The organism is Lentzea xerophila, assembly GCF_051094245.1.
Taxonomy (GTDB): Bacteria; Actinomycetota; Actinomycetes; order Mycobacteriales; family Pseudonocardiaceae; genus Lentzea; species Lentzea xerophila.
The window spans coordinates 6927160-6941016 of sequence record NZ_CP194934.1 but is presented as its reverse complement, the minus strand read 5'-3'; the positions used below and the strand labels follow the sequence as shown (position 1 = coordinate 6941016).

Sequence of the window (13857 nt, the reverse complement as noted above, 5' to 3'; positions counted from 1 at the left end):
CGACCGGGAGCCCGATGTTCTTGGAGCGGGGACTTACAGGAACTGGCGACCGCGGGTGACGGCGCCGTAGGCGTCCACGATGCCGTGACCGTAGAAGCCGTTGAACTTCGCGTCACCCTCGCAGGTGGCGTCGAACTCGGCCGAGCGCCCCACGTTGACGTACGAGACAGTGCGCGGGTTCGGGCACGCGCGCTGGATCGCCGTCTTGTAGAGCACCTTCTCGACCTTGTCGGGGTCGAGGGTCAGGCCGGGGTTCTTCCTGTCCTTCTTGCCGTACTCGCTGACGACCAGCGCGGCGACACCAGCGGCGTGCGGGGCGGCCATCGAGGTGCCCTGCAGGAACTGGTAGTAGCCGACCTTGTCGCCCTGCACGGCCTTCTTGACGCCGGCCGCGAGACCGTCCTCGGTGATGTTGCCGGCCTCGTCGATCGCGCCCTCGGCGAGAGCGACGTTGCGCGGGTAGGTCGAGAGGATCATGTTCTCGTTGGTGCGGTACCACGGCGTGCCGAGACCGTCGCGGAAGTAACCACCCGGAGCGGAGAGCGCGGTCTGCTCAACGCCGTAGTTCGAGTAGTCGGCCTTGCCGGTCGACGGGCCGAGCGAGGACACCGAGATGACGTGGTTGCCCTCGGTCGGCAGGTTCAGGCACGTCGCGTTGTCGATCGCCCGCGGACGGGCGTGGCCCGGCGGGTAGTTCGGGCTGATCGTGTCCGTGCGCGGCTTGCCCAGGTCCTCGTGGTTGTTGCCACCGGCACCGATCAGCGTGACGCCCTTGCGGTGCGCGTAGTTCAGTGCGCGCTGCACGGACGCGATGATCGTGCGCTGCTCCAGCTGCTCCTCGGCGGTGGCCGTGGAGTCGTTGATGCAGTTCATGTACCACGGGTCGACGTAGAACGACATGTTGATGACGTCCAGGCCGACGTCGGCGCCGTAGGTCAGGGCGTCGACCACGGGCTGCAGGAAGAACGAGCCCGCGTCCTGGCCGCCGCGGATGTTGACCAGCGACACGCCCGGAGCGACACCGGAGATGCCGAAGCCGTTGGCGGCGGCACCGATCGTGCCGGCGACGTGCGTGCCGTGGCCGCCGTCGTCCCAGTTCGCCGGGTCGACACAACCGCGGAACTCACACGGGCCGTCGAACACGCCACCGTCGGAGTCGTTCGGGATGTCGACGGTGAAGTTGCGCGACAGCTCGTTGTTGAAGTTCGGCGCGATGTCCGGGTGCGAACCATCCACACCGGTGTCGAGGATGCCGACGTACACGCGCTTGTCACCGGCCTGCTTGGCCCGCGCGATGTTGGAGCGGACGAGGTTCAGGCCCCACAGGTCGCCGTCGAGCGGGTCCATGCCCGCGGCCGACTTCGACGCCGCGGGAGCCTTGTTCGGCTGTGCGGCCTTGTTCTCCTTCTCGACGTTCTCCCGCTTGGCCTTCTCGGCCTTCGCCGCCGGCGCGTGGCCGATCGGCTTGGTCCGTGCGGCACCGACGATCGCGCTCGAAGCGGAAACCTTCTCCACGAACCCGTTCGCGGGCGCCTTCACCGTCAGCAGGCCGACGGCTCCGTTTTCCCGGACGACCTCGCCGCCCGCCGCCTGCACGGCGTCGATCGCGAAGTCGCGGTTACCCGGATCCTCCAGGAGGACCGTGTACTCCGTGTCCGCTGCCTGGCCCGCGGTAGAGGCCGGCGCGGCCCCCGCCGCCGAATTGCCCGCGGCGATCAGCGACACCGTTGCCGCCACCGCCATCACGGTTCTGCGCGTTCTCACCTAGCTGTCTCCTCACACCCGGTCAGGGCTGGGTCCAACAACACGGAACGGCCCCCGATTGCCGCCCAAGTCAGACAGACTGGCACGAAAATGCGCCAAGCATCAGCACCTTTCGTACGGAATCGAACTGTAGCCGACCGGAAGCGGAGCGTGATGTTATAAGAAGAAATCTTGACTTAACAAGGTTCAAGCGATGAACTCCGCGTTTATGCGAAGACGGGTAATGGCAACGTCGGCGTGCCTGCTCTTTCTCCTCTCTGCCTGTGGTGAAGCAGGTCAGAGCTCTCCGACGCTGCCCGCGCGCGGCCCCAAACCAATCGTCGGGGTAATCCTTCCCGACCGAACGACTTCCGCGCGCTGGGAAGAGCAAGATCGCCCTCTGCTGACGCAGGCGTTCAACTACGCGGACATCGAACCGTTCATGGAGAACGCCGAGGGCGACGAGGCGAAGTTCGCCCAGATCGCCGACGAGATGATCCGCCGCAAGGTGAAGGTCATGATGATCACGCCGTTGTCGGCGGCGGGCGGCATCGCGGTGCACAAGAAGGCCAAGGCCGCGGGCATCCCGATCATCGACTACGACCGCGTGACGCTCGGCGGCCAGGCGGAGTACCACGTCGGCTTCGACAGCGTGAACGTCGGCCAGTTGCAGGCCGACGGCCTGCTGGGCTGCCTCGGCGACAGACCGGGTGCCCAGATCATCGAGATCGAGGGCGCGCCGACGGACCACAACGCCACGCTCTTCACCCAGGGCCAGAAGTCACGGCTCTCCTCGAAGTACGACAGCGGCGCGCTCAAGCTCGTCAAGTCCCAGCCGGTCGCCGACTGGAACAACGAGCTCGGCGGGCAGCTGTTCGAGCAGATCCTGAACGAGAACCAGGGCAGGGTCGACGGCGTGGTCGCGGCCAACGACGGCCTGGCCGGCGCGGTCATCGCCGTGCTCAAGAAGAAGGGCCTCGCGGGCAAGGTCCCGGTCACCGGCCAGGACGCCACCGTGGACGGCCTGAGAGCCGTGCTGCGCGGCGACCAGTGCGTCACCGTCTACAAGCCGGTGCGTGACGAGGCCGAGGCCGCGGCCAGGCTCGCCATCGCGATCGCCCGCGGTGACCTGGAGGGTGCCGACGACCTCGCCACCGGCAACCTGCGGGACCCCGTCGCGCGGCGCGACATCAAGTCGGTGCTGCTCGGCGCGACGCTGATCAAGAAGGACACCGTCCGGACCCTCGTGACCGAGGGCATCGTCAAGCAGGCCGAGCTGTGCGCCGGTGACGTGGCCCCGGCCTGCGCCAGTCTGGACATCGTCGGAGGGTGACGGGGCACGTCACGACCTGCCAGGCCGCTAGCGGTCCGGCAGGTCGTGACGGCCCGAGATGAACTCCTGCACGGCGATCTTCGCCCGGATGATCGGCTGCCGGATCCTGGCCTCCCGCCGGTACGCGCGGGTCAGCTTGCGCGAGCCCTCCGGGTACCGCCAGCGCGCCCACGGGGAGCCGGGCCTGGCCAGCCGCACGGCGCCCACCGCGGGCACCACCGGCACCAGCAGGCCGAGCAGCCCCGTCCAGATCTTGCCCTTGAGCAGCGCCGCGATGGCGAAGCACAGGTTCACGCCGATGGCGATCAGCCGGAGCGTGAACGTGGACGCCGGCGTCGTCTCCGGGTTGAGCTGCAGCACCTCGTCGTAGCCGAGCGGACGCGCGCCGAGCAGGAACAACCCCGTGAGGCCGACGGCGAGGAACACGGCGTCCACCGACAACCGGCCCGCTTTCGTCCAGTAGACGTCCCTCAGGTGCAGGATCAGCGCGAACTCGTCCAGTACCAGCGCCGCGCCCACGCCGAGACCGGCCGCGGCGGCCAGCCTGGCGCCGTGCAGGTCGTCCGGGATGACCAGGCCCGTGACGCTGCACAACAGCAGCAGCACGGTGCCGAACACGACGTGGTGCACGTGGGTGTCGCCGTGCACGATGTTGCGGGGCCACCAGCGCACCTTCGCCCTGATCAAGCGCACGCTGATGCGGATGAACACGAACGTGGTCACCAAGCCGACGAAGAAGAAGAGCAGTCTTTCGCTGCCGGTCAAGCACGGCCCCCTGGGTCAACGACCCTCCAGGTTACCGGCCGTCGTAGGTGTTGATGCTGCCCACGTTCCCGATCTGGAACAGGGTGCCGTGGACGTCGCCGGTGGAGGTGTTGTTGATGATGGTCCTCGCGGGCCTGTCGCGCTCGCTGGAGGGCCCCCCGGAGAGGTGTTTCGCGGCGAGCGCGTCGAGGCCGCCCGCGAGCCGCGGTGCGACCGTGACCGTGATCGACATCATCGCCTGCTCGGGCACGAGCACCTCCGCCTGGGTCGTTCAGGATCTCACGGTAGCAGCGAGATCGATGGCTCGACTGGAAGCGGGGAGGCGTGGTTGACTGTCGATGGTCGTACGTTTCGTGTTCGTGGATTACCCCGCTCGCGGAACGAGGTCGCGAGCGTGTGGTTTCTCCAGGCTCCGGAGAAGGCGCCGCTGTGACTTGACCCGGTGGTCGCGAGCGCGATCCGGCACCTGTTAGAGGAGAAGTAGCAAGATGGCAGTACAGGGCACCGTCAAGTGGTTCAACGCGGAGAAGGGCTTCGGCTTCATCTCCCCTGACAACGGTGGCGCCGACGTGTTCGTCCACTACTCTGAGATCCAGATGAACGGCTACAAGGCTCTCGAGGAGAACCAGCGGGTCGAGTTCGAGATCGGTCAGGGCCAGAAGGGCCCGCAGGCTCAGGGCGTTCGCGCCGTCTGAGTCCGACTGGTCAGCATCTGATCTGAAAGACAAGCCGCCTGTCCGCTATCGGACAAGCGGCTTTGTCGTATCTTGTGCCCGATTGATCGCGATCGTAGCGTCGCGGCATGGGGAGACTGTTCGTAGCGGCGCTGTTGCTCTTCGTGGCCGGGTGCTCCGGCGGTGAGAACGCGGTTCCCGGCGGTGGCGGCAAGATCGGCGCCCTGCTGGCGAAAGCACCCGTTTACACAGGTCAGGTGACCCCTGGCTCGGCTGTCGACCGCATCAGGAAGCGCGGCGAGCTCGTGATCGGCGGCTCCCAGGACGCGCCGCTGCTCTCGCAGCTCGACCCGATCAGCGGTGAGCTCACCGGCTTCGACGCCTACCTGGGCAAGCTGCTCGCCCACTACATCGTCGGCAAGCCGGAGACCGAGCTGCTCAGCGCCACCTCGGAGACCCGCGAACCGTTGCTCGCCAACGGCACGGTCGACGTGATCATCCAGACCTACACGATCACGCCCGCACGCAAGGAGCGCGTGGCGTTCGCCGGCCCGTACTACCAGTCCGGCCAGTCGATCGCGGTGCGCAAGGGCACGTCCGGCATCACCAAGCCGTCCGATCTCGCGGGCAGGACCGTCATCGTCGGCGCGAACACCCCTGGGGTGAAGGCGGTCCAGGACGCGGCACCCACCGCGAAGATCGTCGAGTTCGGCTCCGACCCCGAGTGCGTGACCGCGTTGAAGCAGGGTCGTGGCGACGCCTACGTGCAGGACCAGGCGATCCTGGTGGCCGATGCGTCGAAGGACGGCGAGCTCCAGCTCGTCGGCGAGCCGTTCACCGAGGACCCTTACGGCATCGGCATCAAGCACGGCGACGCGGAGTTCACGGCGTTCGTCGACGACTGGCTGCGCGAGATCGGCGGATCGGGGCTGTGGCAGGAGGTCTGGAAGCAGACGATCGGCACCGTGGTCACCGGCGACGCGCCGGCGCCACCCGCGATCGCCTCATGAACCTGGTCCTCGAGGGCTTCCTGAACACCGTCGCGCTCACCCTGCTGTCGTTCGCCGGGGCGTTGCTCGTCGGACTCGTCGTCGCGGTGCTGCGGATCGTGCCGGTGCCGCTGCTGCGCGGCGTCGGCGCGGTGTACGTCGAGGTGTGGCGGAACATCCCGTTGCTCGCGTGGCTGGTGCTGTTCGTGTTCGGGCTGCCCGAGGTGGGGGTGAAGATGCCGTTGTTCTGGACGGCCTTCACGGCGATCGCGCTGTACGAGGCCGCTTTCGTGGCGGAGGCGCTGCGCTCGGGCGTGAGCTCGGTGGCGTCCGGGCAGGGCGAGGCGGCACGGGCGTTGGGGCTGACGTTCCGGCAGTCGTTGCGGCACGTGGTCCTGCCCCAGGCCGGCCGTCGCGTCGTGCAGCCGTTGGCGAACATCGCGATCGCGTTGACGATGGCGACGGCACTGGCCGGTGTCGTCGGCGTGGTGGACATGACCCGTGCGGCGCAACGGATCAACCTGGAGCTCGCGCAGCCGTTGCTGGTCTTCACCGGCGTCGGGCTCTGCTACCTGGTGATGGCCGCCGCCATCGGGTTCGGCGCGCGGGTGCTGGAACGGCGGCTGGCCTGATGTTCGACGCTCCTGGCCCCCGGACCCGGCGCCGGGTCCTCTGGGTCTCGGTGGTGTCCGCCTGCGTGCTGGCGGGCCTGGTCGCGCTGGGGTTGCGGCAGTTCGCGGCGAACGGGCAGCTGGACCTGGTCCGGTGGCGGCCCTACCTGACCTGGCCCGTGTGGCGTTACCTGCTCGGCGGCCTGTGGTCGACGGTGGTGGCGGCGTGCGCGACGGGCGTGCTGGCGATGGCGGGCGGGTTGCTGCTCGCGTTGCGGCCCAACCGGTTCACGCGTGCGTACGCCGAGGTCATGCGCACGGTTCCGGTGCTGCTGCTCGTGTACGTGATGCTGTTCGTGCTGCCGTCGTTCGGCGTGAACCTGCCGTTGTTCTGGAAGCTCGTGGTGCCGCTGGCGTTGTCGCACGCGGCCTCCTACGCGGTGATCTTCCGGGCGGGCGTCTCGGCGGTCGATCCGGGCCAGCGCGAGGCGGGGTTGTCCCTGGGCATGCCGGACGGGGTGGTGACGCGGTTCGTGGTGCTGCCACAGGCCGTGCGGCACATGACGCCGTTGCTCGTGACCCAGGCTGTCAGTCTGTTGAAGGACACCTCGCTGGGATATGTCGTGTCCTACACGGAGTTGTTGTTCAACGGGAGGGTGCTCGCGAACTACAACGGTCTGCTGATCCAGACGTTCATCGTCGTCGCTTTCGTCTATCTGGTGGTCAACCTCGCGCTGTCGCGGCTGGCCCACCGCCTGGAGGCTCGTAGTGCCCGCGTTGCTCGCTGAGGTCACCCGGTCCGGGTTCGTGGAGAGCCTGCACCACGGCAGCGTCGTCGGCCTGCTGCCGTCCGGTGCCGTGGGCGTTTCCGTTGGCGCCGTGGAGGGCCCGGTGCTGCCGCGGTCGTGCATGAAGCCGTTCCAGGCGCTCGCGTGCCTGTCCGCCGGTGCGCCTCTCGCGGGGCCCGCGCTGGCGATCGCGGCCGGGTCGCACACGGGGGAGGACCGGCACGTCGAGCTGGTGACGCGGCTGCTCGGCGGGTTGCCGGTGGAGTTGCTGCGGTGTCCAGCCGCGTGGCCGGAGGACGAGGAGACGCGTCAACGTCTGACAGAACCCTCACGGGTGCGGATGAACTGCTCCGGCAAGCACGCGGCGATGCTGGCGGCGTGCGTGGCGGCGGGGTGGCCGGCGCAGACCTACCTGGAGCCGGAGCATCCGTTGCAGCGGTCGGTGTTGCGGACGGTGGAGGAACTGTCCGGTGAGTCCGTTTCGCACACGGCGATCGACGGCTGTGGCGCGCCCGTGTACGGACTGTCGTTGCACGGCTTGGCGCGCGCGATGCAGGGCCTCGTGCGCACACCGGTCGCCGATGCCATGCGCGGGTTCCCCGAGTACGTCGGGGGAACGGGGCACGTCAACACCGTGATCATGCGGCTGCTGCCGGGCGTGGTGGCCAAGGGCGGCGCGGAGGGTGTGCTGGTGCTCGCGACGGCGGCCGGGCACGCGGTGGCGGTGAAGGTGCTCGACGGGAATCCCCGTGCCACCACGGCGATCGGGCTCACGGTGCTCGCGGCCCTGGGTCACGACGTGTCGCCTGCCAAGGAGCACCTGTCCGTGCCTGTGCTCGGCGGTGACCAGGTCGTGGGAGAGGTCCGCGTGGTCCTCTAGAACTCCGTGGGGAGGCTGAGCATGCCGAGCTGGCTCAACACGGTCGCGGTGTCGCCGTAGACCCGTTCGCAGACGAGGACGTCCTTGTCGAACAGGAAGAAACCGACCATCCTCAACTTGAAGGACCGGCCGGTCACCGCCTCGCCGACGAGGCTGCCGAGGTGCGTGCCCTGGAGCTCGAACTCGACGACGACGGCGTCGTCCGCGTGGTGGAGGTCGATGACCTTGTTGCGCTGGTCGGGGAACGCCGCGCGGGTGCGCCGCCAGTACGTGCGGACCTCGTCCACACCGTCGAAGACCTGGCCGGACGCCATGATCTCGTAACGGGGGTGGGGGAACGTGTTCAGCGAGGTGTCGAAGTCGTCGTCGTTCTGCGACTCCATGTGCTCCAAGACGATCGCTTCGCGTAGCGCTCTGAGCGCCTTGGACTCGGTCATGCGGGGAGACCCTCCTACGTACGCCGTACGTCGCACGGAAGCTACTCCACGTCGTATGGTCTCCGCCAGTGTCCTCATCACGTGAACCGCTGACCCGTGCCCGCATCGTGGATGCGGCGGTGCGGTTGATCGAACGTGAGGGTGTGGAGGCCGTCTCGATGCGGCGCCTCGCCGCCGAACTGGGCGCCGGCACGATGTCGCTGTACAACCACGTGCCGAACAAGGCCGTGCTGGTCGACCTCGCGGCCGAGCGGATCATGGCTCAGGCGCGGCCGTACCACGTCGAGAGCGACGACTGGCGTGACCACATCCGGGCGCACGCGCGGGCCGTGCGGGAGCTCGCGAAGCAGCACCCGCGGGCGTTCGTGATGCTGGCGACGCGCCGGTTGAGCTCCGATGCCGGGTTCCGGACGATCGAGGCCGCGCTGGCGAACTTCGCGCGGGCCGGGTTCCGCGGCAAGATCGCCGTCGGGATGATGCGGGCGATGGTGTCGTACCTGCTGGGCACGTTGATGCGGGAGGTCGCCACGTCTCCCGAGCTCGGCGGGATCGCGCTGTCGCCGTTCGAGGACGTCGACACCTCGCGGTTCCCGTTGTCCGCCGAGGTGATGGACGAGCTGGGCACCTTCGACCACGACCAGGAGTTCGAGTTCGGGCTCGAGCTCCTGATCGCGGCGTTGGAGCGCTACCAGTCCTAGGGGCGCATCTCGTACTGGCCGGAGAGCGCCTCGACCTGCCGCCACACGGCGTCGAAGCGGGCCTGGCCGGCGTGCGGCTTGCGGATCTGCGCCACGGCCCACCGCTGCTGGGCCTCGGTGCTGCTCGCCTTGCCGTGCAACGCGGTCGCGTAGCCGGCGAAGTCGCGGACCAGGACGTCGAAGATCTGGTCGAGCACGTTCTCGTCCGTCTTCGTGATCTTGGCCTGCTCCAGGACCAGCTGGCCGTAGACGACGAGCGTGAACAGGTGGCCGAGGTTGAGCAGGAAGTCGAGGTCCTTCTGCTGGTCCTCGTCGGGCGCGGCGGTGGCGAGGAGGGTCTTGAGCGCCTTGGCCTGCTCGTGGAAGAGGGCGACGTTCGGCAGGTGGGCGTGCTCGGTGTAGATCGGCTCCCAGTCGTGGAACTGGATCTTGCCGAGGCCGCGCGCGGGACCCTGGTGCCAGAAGAAGTCGTCGTCGGCCGCGTCGTGCCGCGTCGGGACGTCGTCGTAGGCCTTGGGGTTGAAGAGGTAGTTCGGCATGAACTTGAGCACGAGGGCCAGGTTCACGTGCACGGTGCCTTCGAGCTTGGGCAGCGCGCGGATGTCGGCCGTGGCGCGGGTGAAGTAGGTGTCCTTCTCGAAGCCCTTGGCGGCGATGACGTCCCAGAGCAGGTCGATGACGCGCTCGCCCTCGCTCGTCACCTTCATCTTCGTGATGGGGTTGAAGAGCAGGTAGCGGCGGTCGTTCTCACCGGCGCTGCGGAAGTAGTCGACGCTGCGGTCCGCGAAGAGCTTCATCGCGGTGAGGCGCGCATAGGCGTCGACGAAGTTCTGGCGCACGTGCGGGAAGTCCGTGACCGGGTTGCCGTAGAGGATCCGGTTGTGGGCGTGGGTGATCGCCTCGTGGAAGGAGTGCTCGCAGATGCCGATGCTGGCGGTGCAGAGGTTGAACTTGCCGACGTTGACGGTGTTGAGCGCGGCGGAGAAGGCGTCGGGGCCGCGGTGCAGGATGTCGGCGTCGGTCAGCGGGTAGTCCTCGAGGCGGAACTCGCTGACGAACATCTGGCTGTCGACGACGTTCTTGACCAGCTTGAAGTTCTCGTGCCGGCTGTCGACGGCGAAGAAGAGGTACTCGTCGCCGATCCTGCCGAAGACGCTGACCATGCCGGCGACGTTGCCGTTGCCGATGTAGTACTTGCTGCCGTTGGCTTTGTAGCCGGTCTCTGTCTTCGTGACGATCATGTCGGTGCTGTAGACGTCGGCGCCGTGCTCCTTCTCGGAGAGGCCGAACGCGAACACCGCGCCGCCGTCGAGGAGGGCCGCGGCCTTCTGCTTGGCCTCCTCGTTGCCGCTCATCCAGATCGGGCCGAGGCCCAGCACCGTGACCTGCCAGGCGTACCAGTACTGCAGGCCGTAGAAGCCGAGCACCTCGCTGAAGGCGGCGTTGCGGGCGGCGTCCCAGCGCTTGGCGGGGTCGACGCTCCGCGGCGTGCAGAAGGTGGCGAAGAGCTTCTCGCGCTTCACGAAGTCGAGGAACTCGGTGTACCAGACCCTGTCCTGCGCGTCCGCGATCAGCTGCCGCTTGCCGCGGGCCTCGAACCAGTCGACGGTCGCCCTGAGCAGGCGGCGGGTCTCGTCGTCGAGGTGGGCGGGGTCGTAGTGGTTCGGGTCGAGCAGCACTGGCGCCTCCTTGCGTCTCCTCTTTCGGACGCTACCAGTGAGTAACTTGTGGGTCTACGTGGGGTTTCCCCGCTCCTCCTAAAATTGTCAGACCCCCGGCGTAACGTGCTGCGCGTCACATCTTCAACTCAGGAGGCTGCGTTGCGATGACGGTGGTCGTGGCGATCGGTACGCGCAAGGGGCTGTGGCTCGCCCGCAGCGAGGATCGGGTCACGTGGGAGGTCGACGGGCCGCACCACGCGATGCAGGAGGTGTACGCGGTCGCGTTCGACACCCGCTCCGGTGTGCGGCTGCTGGCCGGGGTGGCCTCACCGCACTTCGGGCCGGGCGTGTCCATCTCGGACGATCTCGGCGCGTCGTGGGAGGAGTCGTCCTCGCCGCCGATCGCGTTCCCGGTGGAGGACGCCGCCCTGGAACGCGTGTGGCAGCTCCAACCGGCCCCGGCCTCCCAGCCGGGCGTGGTCTGGGCGGGCACCCAGCCGTCCGCGTTGTTCAAGTCGACCGACGGCGGCCGCTCGTTCGAGTTCGTCGAGGGCCTCTGGAACCACCCGCACCGCCCGGAGTGGGACGCGGGCTTCGGCGGCCAGGCCGTCCACACCATCGTCCCCGACCCGGTCGACCCGGACCGCATGCTGGTGGCGATGTCGACCGGCGGCGTCTACCGCACGGCCGACGGCGGCAAGTCCTGGGAGGCCCGCAACAAGGGCATCAAGGCGTACTTCTTCCCGGACCCGTGGCCCGAGTTCGGCCAGTGCGTCCACAAGGTCGCGCAACACCCCGCGTCACCCTCGCGCTTCTACGCCCAGAACCACCACGGCGTCTACCGCAGCGACGACGGCGGCGACACCTGGCAGTCCATCGCCGCCGGCCTGCCGACGGACTTCGGCTTCGCCATGGTCGTCCACCCCCACGACCCGGACACGATCTTCACGTTCCCGATCGAGGCCGACGGCCGCCGCTTCCCGCCGGAGGGCAAGTGCCGCGTCTACCGCTCCCAGGACGCCGGCGAGTCGTGGCAGCCCCTGGGCACCGGCCTGCCGGACAACTTCTGGACCGCGGTGATGCGCGACGCCATGTGCACCGACACCGCCCCGACCGCCGGCGTCTACTTCGGCTCCCGCTCGGGCGAGGTCTACGCGAGCCCGGACGAGGGCGAGACCTGGCACCAGGTGGCCGCCCACCTGCCGGACGTGATGTCGGTACGAGCGGCGGTGCTCCCCACGTGACCGCGCCACCCACGCTGCCCGCGCGTTCCGCGCCGCCCACGCTGACCGCGCGGGCCGCGCCGCGGCTGCCCGACGCGTCGTCCGCCGCGGTGGTGCCCACCGGGCTTCCAGCGCTCGAAGCGCCAGCGGTGCCGACCGAGCTTCCGGTGCCAGCACCACGGGAGGTGCCGCTGGCATCAGCGGTCGTGCCCTCCGGGTTTCCGGTGCCAGCACCAGGGGAGGTGCCGGCGTGAAGGTCACCGTCCTCATCCCGGGGGTCCTCCGCAACGCCACCGGCGGCGCCTCCCACCTCGACGTCGACGTTCCCGAACCCGCCACCCTCGCCGCCGCGCTGGACGTCCTGGCGGACACCTACCCCGGCCTGGACCGGCGGCTGCGAGACGAACGAGCCGGACTGCGCCGCTACGTGAACTTCTACGTCGACGGCGAGGAGTGCCGCCGCCTCTCCGGCCCGGCCACCCCGCTCTCACCGGGCGCCGAGATCCAGATCCTGCCGTCGGTGGCGGGCGGCTGACCGTCCGAGCCGGGTTGCGCCGCACCGGGGTTGGCGGCGCAGCCCGGCTACCGGGCGGGACCGGAGCCGTCCTGGTGCTGCACCGTGCCGGGAACGCGGCTCGGCTGCTTGGCCGGACCGGAGCCGCTCTGCGGTTGTGCCGTGCCTGGATTGGCGGCTCAACCTGGCTATTCGGCCGGACCGGAGCGTGCCGTGCCCTGAGCGGCAGCCCAGTCAGCCTTCGGGCCGAACCGGAGTCGCCCTGGGATTGCGCCGCGCCGGGGATGGCGACCCGCCCTGTTACCCAGCCGAACCGGACCCGCCCTGAAGCTGCGTCGTACGGGATGGCGGCCCGGCTACCGAGGCCGGACCGGACCCGCCCTGGGGTCGCACCGTGCCGCCGGCAGCCGCCCCACCCGGCTACCCCGCCGAACCGGCCCCGTCCCGGCGGCTGCTCACCGATCCACCGTCCTGCACGAGCAACAGCGACTTGCCGAGAGTGGTGCGTTCCTCGAGCGACCTGTGTGCCCTCTCGGCCTGCGCCAGCGGGTACGTCGCGCCGATCACCGGGCGGATGCGGCCCTGCGCGACGAGCGCGAGCGCCTCCGCGAGGAGCTCGCGCACGGTCTCCGGGGCGGGCGGCCCGGCCTCCAGCACGTTGTCGACGTGCACCTGCCGCCGGTCCGCCACCTCCGGGTCGATGTCGGCGAACCCGCCCGAGGTGCCGTAGGTGACGAAGCGGCCGCCTTCGGCGACGGTCTCGAACACGGCCCTGCCGAGTTCTCCTCCCGCGCCGTCGAAGGCCAGGGCGACGCCGTCGCCGCCGACCGCGTCGCGGACCTGCTGCTGCCAGCCGTCGAGCGAGTAGTCGACGGTCACCTCCGCGCCCAGTTCGCGGCTCAACGCGAGCTTGCGCTCACCCCTGGCCGCGGCGGCGACCCGTGCACCGGCGTCACGCAGCAGTTGCACGAGCAGCGAACCCGCACCGCCCGTGGCGGCCGCGACCAGCACCCACTGGCCCTCCTCGATCCTCACCCGGTGGGCGAGCGACAGCGCGGTGACCCCGTCGTGCACCATCGCGGCCGCCTCCGCCGACCCCAGGCCGTCCGGGATCGGGACGATCTCCTCGGCCGAGAGCACCATCCGCTCCGCGTAGCCCCCGGACCCGCGGCCGGCGACGCGACGGCCGAGCCAGGACCGGTTCACGCCCTCGCCGACCGACAGCACCTCACCCGCGCCGCCTCCGCCTGGCACGTAGGGAGGGTCCAGCGGGAAGAACTCGCCACCCCAGCCGCCCCGCAACAACGTGTCGAGGAAGATCACGTCGGCGACGTCCAGCCCGACGAGGACCTGCCCCGGACCGGTTACCGGCTCGGGCACCTCCTCAGCGCGGAGCGTCTCCGGTCCACCGAACTCGTGCACGCGCACAGCACGCATCACAACCCACATCCCCTGCCTAGATCATCTCCGTCTGCTCCACCGTAAAAGCTCCAGCATGGTGGAGATCAAGGCTGGGATGTGCCTCTCCCGCAACGCGCTTG

Annotated in this window: 16 protein-coding genes; 10 read left to right on the top strand and 6 right to left on the bottom strand. The window is 69.2% G+C overall.

Annotated features, from left to right (window positions below; translation table 11 throughout):
• Positions 1-33: 33 nt before the first annotated feature.
• The gene (locus ACRSBM_RS32950; RefSeq protein ID WP_434453317.1) at positions 34-1743 is read right to left on the bottom strand and encodes a S8 family serine peptidase; all 1710 of its coding nucleotides are present in this window, start codon (positions 1741-1743) and stop codon (positions 34-36) included.
• Positions 1744-1972: 229 nt separating this feature from the next.
• On the opposite strand from ACRSBM_RS32950, the gene ACRSBM_RS32945 reads away from it, so the two are divergent.
• Positions 1973-3076 (top strand): sugar ABC transporter substrate-binding protein, encoded by a 1104-nt coding sequence (locus tag ACRSBM_RS32945; protein ID WP_434453314.1) that lies wholly within the window; start codon positions 1973-1975, stop codon positions 3074-3076.
• Between the two features lie 27 nt (positions 3077-3103).
• Here ACRSBM_RS32945 and ACRSBM_RS32940 read toward each other — a convergent pair whose 3' ends face one another.
• Both ACRSBM_RS32940 and ACRSBM_RS32935 read right to left on the bottom strand, forming a co-directional pair.
• A complete protein-coding gene (locus ACRSBM_RS32940) occupies positions 3104-3841 on the bottom strand; it encodes a hypothetical protein (protein WP_434449510.1) in 738 nt (245 codons plus the stop codon).
• 31 nt (positions 3842-3872) lie between these two features.
• Positions 3873-4091: a hypothetical protein gene (locus tag ACRSBM_RS32935; RefSeq protein ID WP_434449509.1), complete on the bottom strand. Its 219-nt coding sequence runs from the start codon at positions 4089-4091 to the stop codon at positions 3873-3875.
• A 238-nt stretch (positions 4092-4329) separates the two neighbouring features.
• Between ACRSBM_RS32935 and ACRSBM_RS32930 the strand changes: the two genes are divergently transcribed.
• The 5 genes from ACRSBM_RS32930 to ACRSBM_RS32910 all read left to right on the top strand — a co-directional run bounded on the left by ACRSBM_RS32930 (position 4330) and on the right by ACRSBM_RS32910 (position 7783).
• Entirely contained in the window at positions 4330-4536 is a 207-nt protein-coding gene (locus ACRSBM_RS32930) for a cold-shock protein (protein WP_030468404.1), read from the top strand.
• 107 nt (positions 4537-4643) lie between these two features.
• On the top strand, positions 4644-5525 hold the full coding sequence (locus ACRSBM_RS32925) for a glutamate ABC transporter substrate-binding protein (protein ID WP_434449506.1): 882 nt from the start codon (positions 4644-4646) through the stop codon (positions 5523-5525).
• On the top strand, positions 5522-6136 hold the full coding sequence (locus ACRSBM_RS32920) for an amino acid ABC transporter permease (RefSeq protein WP_434449504.1): 615 nt from the start codon (positions 5522-5524) through the stop codon (positions 6134-6136). Before ACRSBM_RS32925 ends, ACRSBM_RS32920 begins: the two co-directional genes overlap by 4 nt.
• Positions 6136-6903 (top strand): amino acid ABC transporter permease, encoded by a 768-nt coding sequence (locus ACRSBM_RS32915; protein WP_434449502.1) that lies wholly within the window; start codon positions 6136-6138, stop codon positions 6901-6903. The genes ACRSBM_RS32920 and ACRSBM_RS32915 overlap by 1 nt, the downstream gene beginning before the upstream one ends.
• Positions 6884-7783, top strand: a complete 900-nt coding sequence (locus tag ACRSBM_RS32910; RefSeq protein ID WP_434449499.1) for an asparaginase — start codon at positions 6884-6886, stop codon at positions 7781-7783. The genes ACRSBM_RS32915 and ACRSBM_RS32910 overlap by 20 nt, the downstream gene beginning before the upstream one ends.
• Here ACRSBM_RS32910 and ACRSBM_RS32905 read toward each other — a convergent pair.
• Positions 7780-8220, bottom strand: coding sequence for an ester cyclase (locus ACRSBM_RS32905; RefSeq protein ID WP_434449496.1), 441 nt, complete (start codon positions 8218-8220; stop codon positions 7780-7782). The two genes, ACRSBM_RS32910 and ACRSBM_RS32905, sit on opposite strands and share 4 nt — an antisense overlap.
• Before the next feature lie 68 nt (positions 8221-8288).
• On the opposite strand from ACRSBM_RS32905, the gene ACRSBM_RS32900 reads away from it, so the two are divergent.
• Complete coding sequence (locus ACRSBM_RS32900; RefSeq protein WP_434449493.1) at positions 8289-8918, top strand: TetR/AcrR family transcriptional regulator C-terminal domain-containing protein; 630 nt, start codon at positions 8289-8291, stop codon at positions 8916-8918.
• Here the strand turns inward: ACRSBM_RS32900 and ACRSBM_RS32895 are convergent.
• Positions 8915-10597, bottom strand: a complete 1683-nt coding sequence (locus ACRSBM_RS32895; protein WP_434449491.1) for an acyl-CoA dehydrogenase family protein — start codon at positions 10595-10597, stop codon at positions 8915-8917. The two genes, ACRSBM_RS32900 and ACRSBM_RS32895, sit on opposite strands and share 4 nt — an antisense overlap.
• Positions 10598-10743: 146 nt before the next feature.
• Here ACRSBM_RS32895 and ACRSBM_RS32890 point away from each other — a divergent pair, with 146 nt between their 5' ends.
• Genes ACRSBM_RS32890 through ACRSBM_RS32880 form a run of 3 tightly spaced genes read left to right on the top strand, consistent with a single transcriptional unit; the run spans position 10744 to position 12337 of the window.
• Positions 10744-11823 carry a WD40/YVTN/BNR-like repeat-containing protein gene (locus ACRSBM_RS32890; protein ID WP_434449488.1) on the top strand — a complete coding sequence of 360 codons (1080 nt, stop codon included), beginning with the start codon at positions 10744-10746 and terminating at the stop codon, positions 11821-11823.
• The gene (locus tag ACRSBM_RS32885) at positions 11820-12056 is read left to right on the top strand and encodes a hypothetical protein (RefSeq protein WP_434449486.1); all 237 of its coding nucleotides are present in this window, start codon (positions 11820-11822) and stop codon (positions 12054-12056) included. Before ACRSBM_RS32890 ends, ACRSBM_RS32885 begins: the two co-directional genes overlap by 4 nt.
• Positions 12053-12337 (top strand): MoaD/ThiS family protein, encoded by a 285-nt coding sequence (locus tag ACRSBM_RS32880; protein ID WP_434449483.1) that lies wholly within the window; start codon positions 12053-12055, stop codon positions 12335-12337. Before ACRSBM_RS32885 ends, ACRSBM_RS32880 begins: the two co-directional genes overlap by 4 nt.
• A gap of 399 nt (positions 12338-12736) precedes the next feature.
• Here ACRSBM_RS32880 and ACRSBM_RS32875 read toward each other — a convergent pair whose 3' ends face one another.
• Positions 12737-13753 carry a zinc-binding dehydrogenase gene (locus ACRSBM_RS32875; RefSeq protein WP_434449481.1) on the bottom strand — a complete coding sequence of 339 codons (1017 nt, stop codon included), beginning with the start codon at positions 13751-13753 and terminating at the stop codon, positions 12737-12739.
• Positions 13754-13857 lie beyond the last annotated feature (104 nt).

Bases quoted from the DNA above. Each gene is read 5' to 3' on its own strand.
- ACRSBM_RS32875 (WP_434449481.1), bottom strand. From the start codon at position 13,753: ATGCGTGCTGTGCGCGTGCACGAGTTCGGTGGACCGGAGACGCTCCGC.
- ACRSBM_RS32950 (WP_434453317.1), bottom strand. From the start codon at position 1,743: ATGGCGGTGGCGGCAACGGTGTCGCTGATCGCCGCGGGCAATTCGGCG.
- ACRSBM_RS32915 (WP_434449502.1), top strand. From the start codon at position 6,136: ATGTTCGACGCTCCTGGCCCCCGGACCCGGCGCCGGGTCCTCTGGGTC.
- ACRSBM_RS32905 (WP_434449496.1), bottom strand. From the start codon at position 8,220: ATGACCGAGTCCAAGGCGCTCAGAGCGCTACGCGAAGCGATCGTCTTG.
- ACRSBM_RS32945 (WP_434453314.1), top strand. From the start codon at position 1,973: ATGCGAAGACGGGTAATGGCAACGTCGGCGTGCCTGCTCTTTCTCCTC.
- ACRSBM_RS32930 (WP_030468404.1), top strand. From the start codon at position 4,330: ATGGCAGTACAGGGCACCGTCAAGTGGTTCAACGCGGAGAAGGGCTTC.
- ACRSBM_RS32925 (WP_434449506.1), top strand. From the start codon at position 4,644: ATGGGGAGACTGTTCGTAGCGGCGCTGTTGCTCTTCGTGGCCGGGTGC.
- ACRSBM_RS32890 (WP_434449488.1), top strand. From the start codon at position 10,744: ATGACGGTGGTCGTGGCGATCGGTACGCGCAAGGGGCTGTGGCTCGCC.
- ACRSBM_RS32920 (WP_434449504.1), top strand. From the start codon at position 5,522: ATGAACCTGGTCCTCGAGGGCTTCCTGAACACCGTCGCGCTCACCCTG.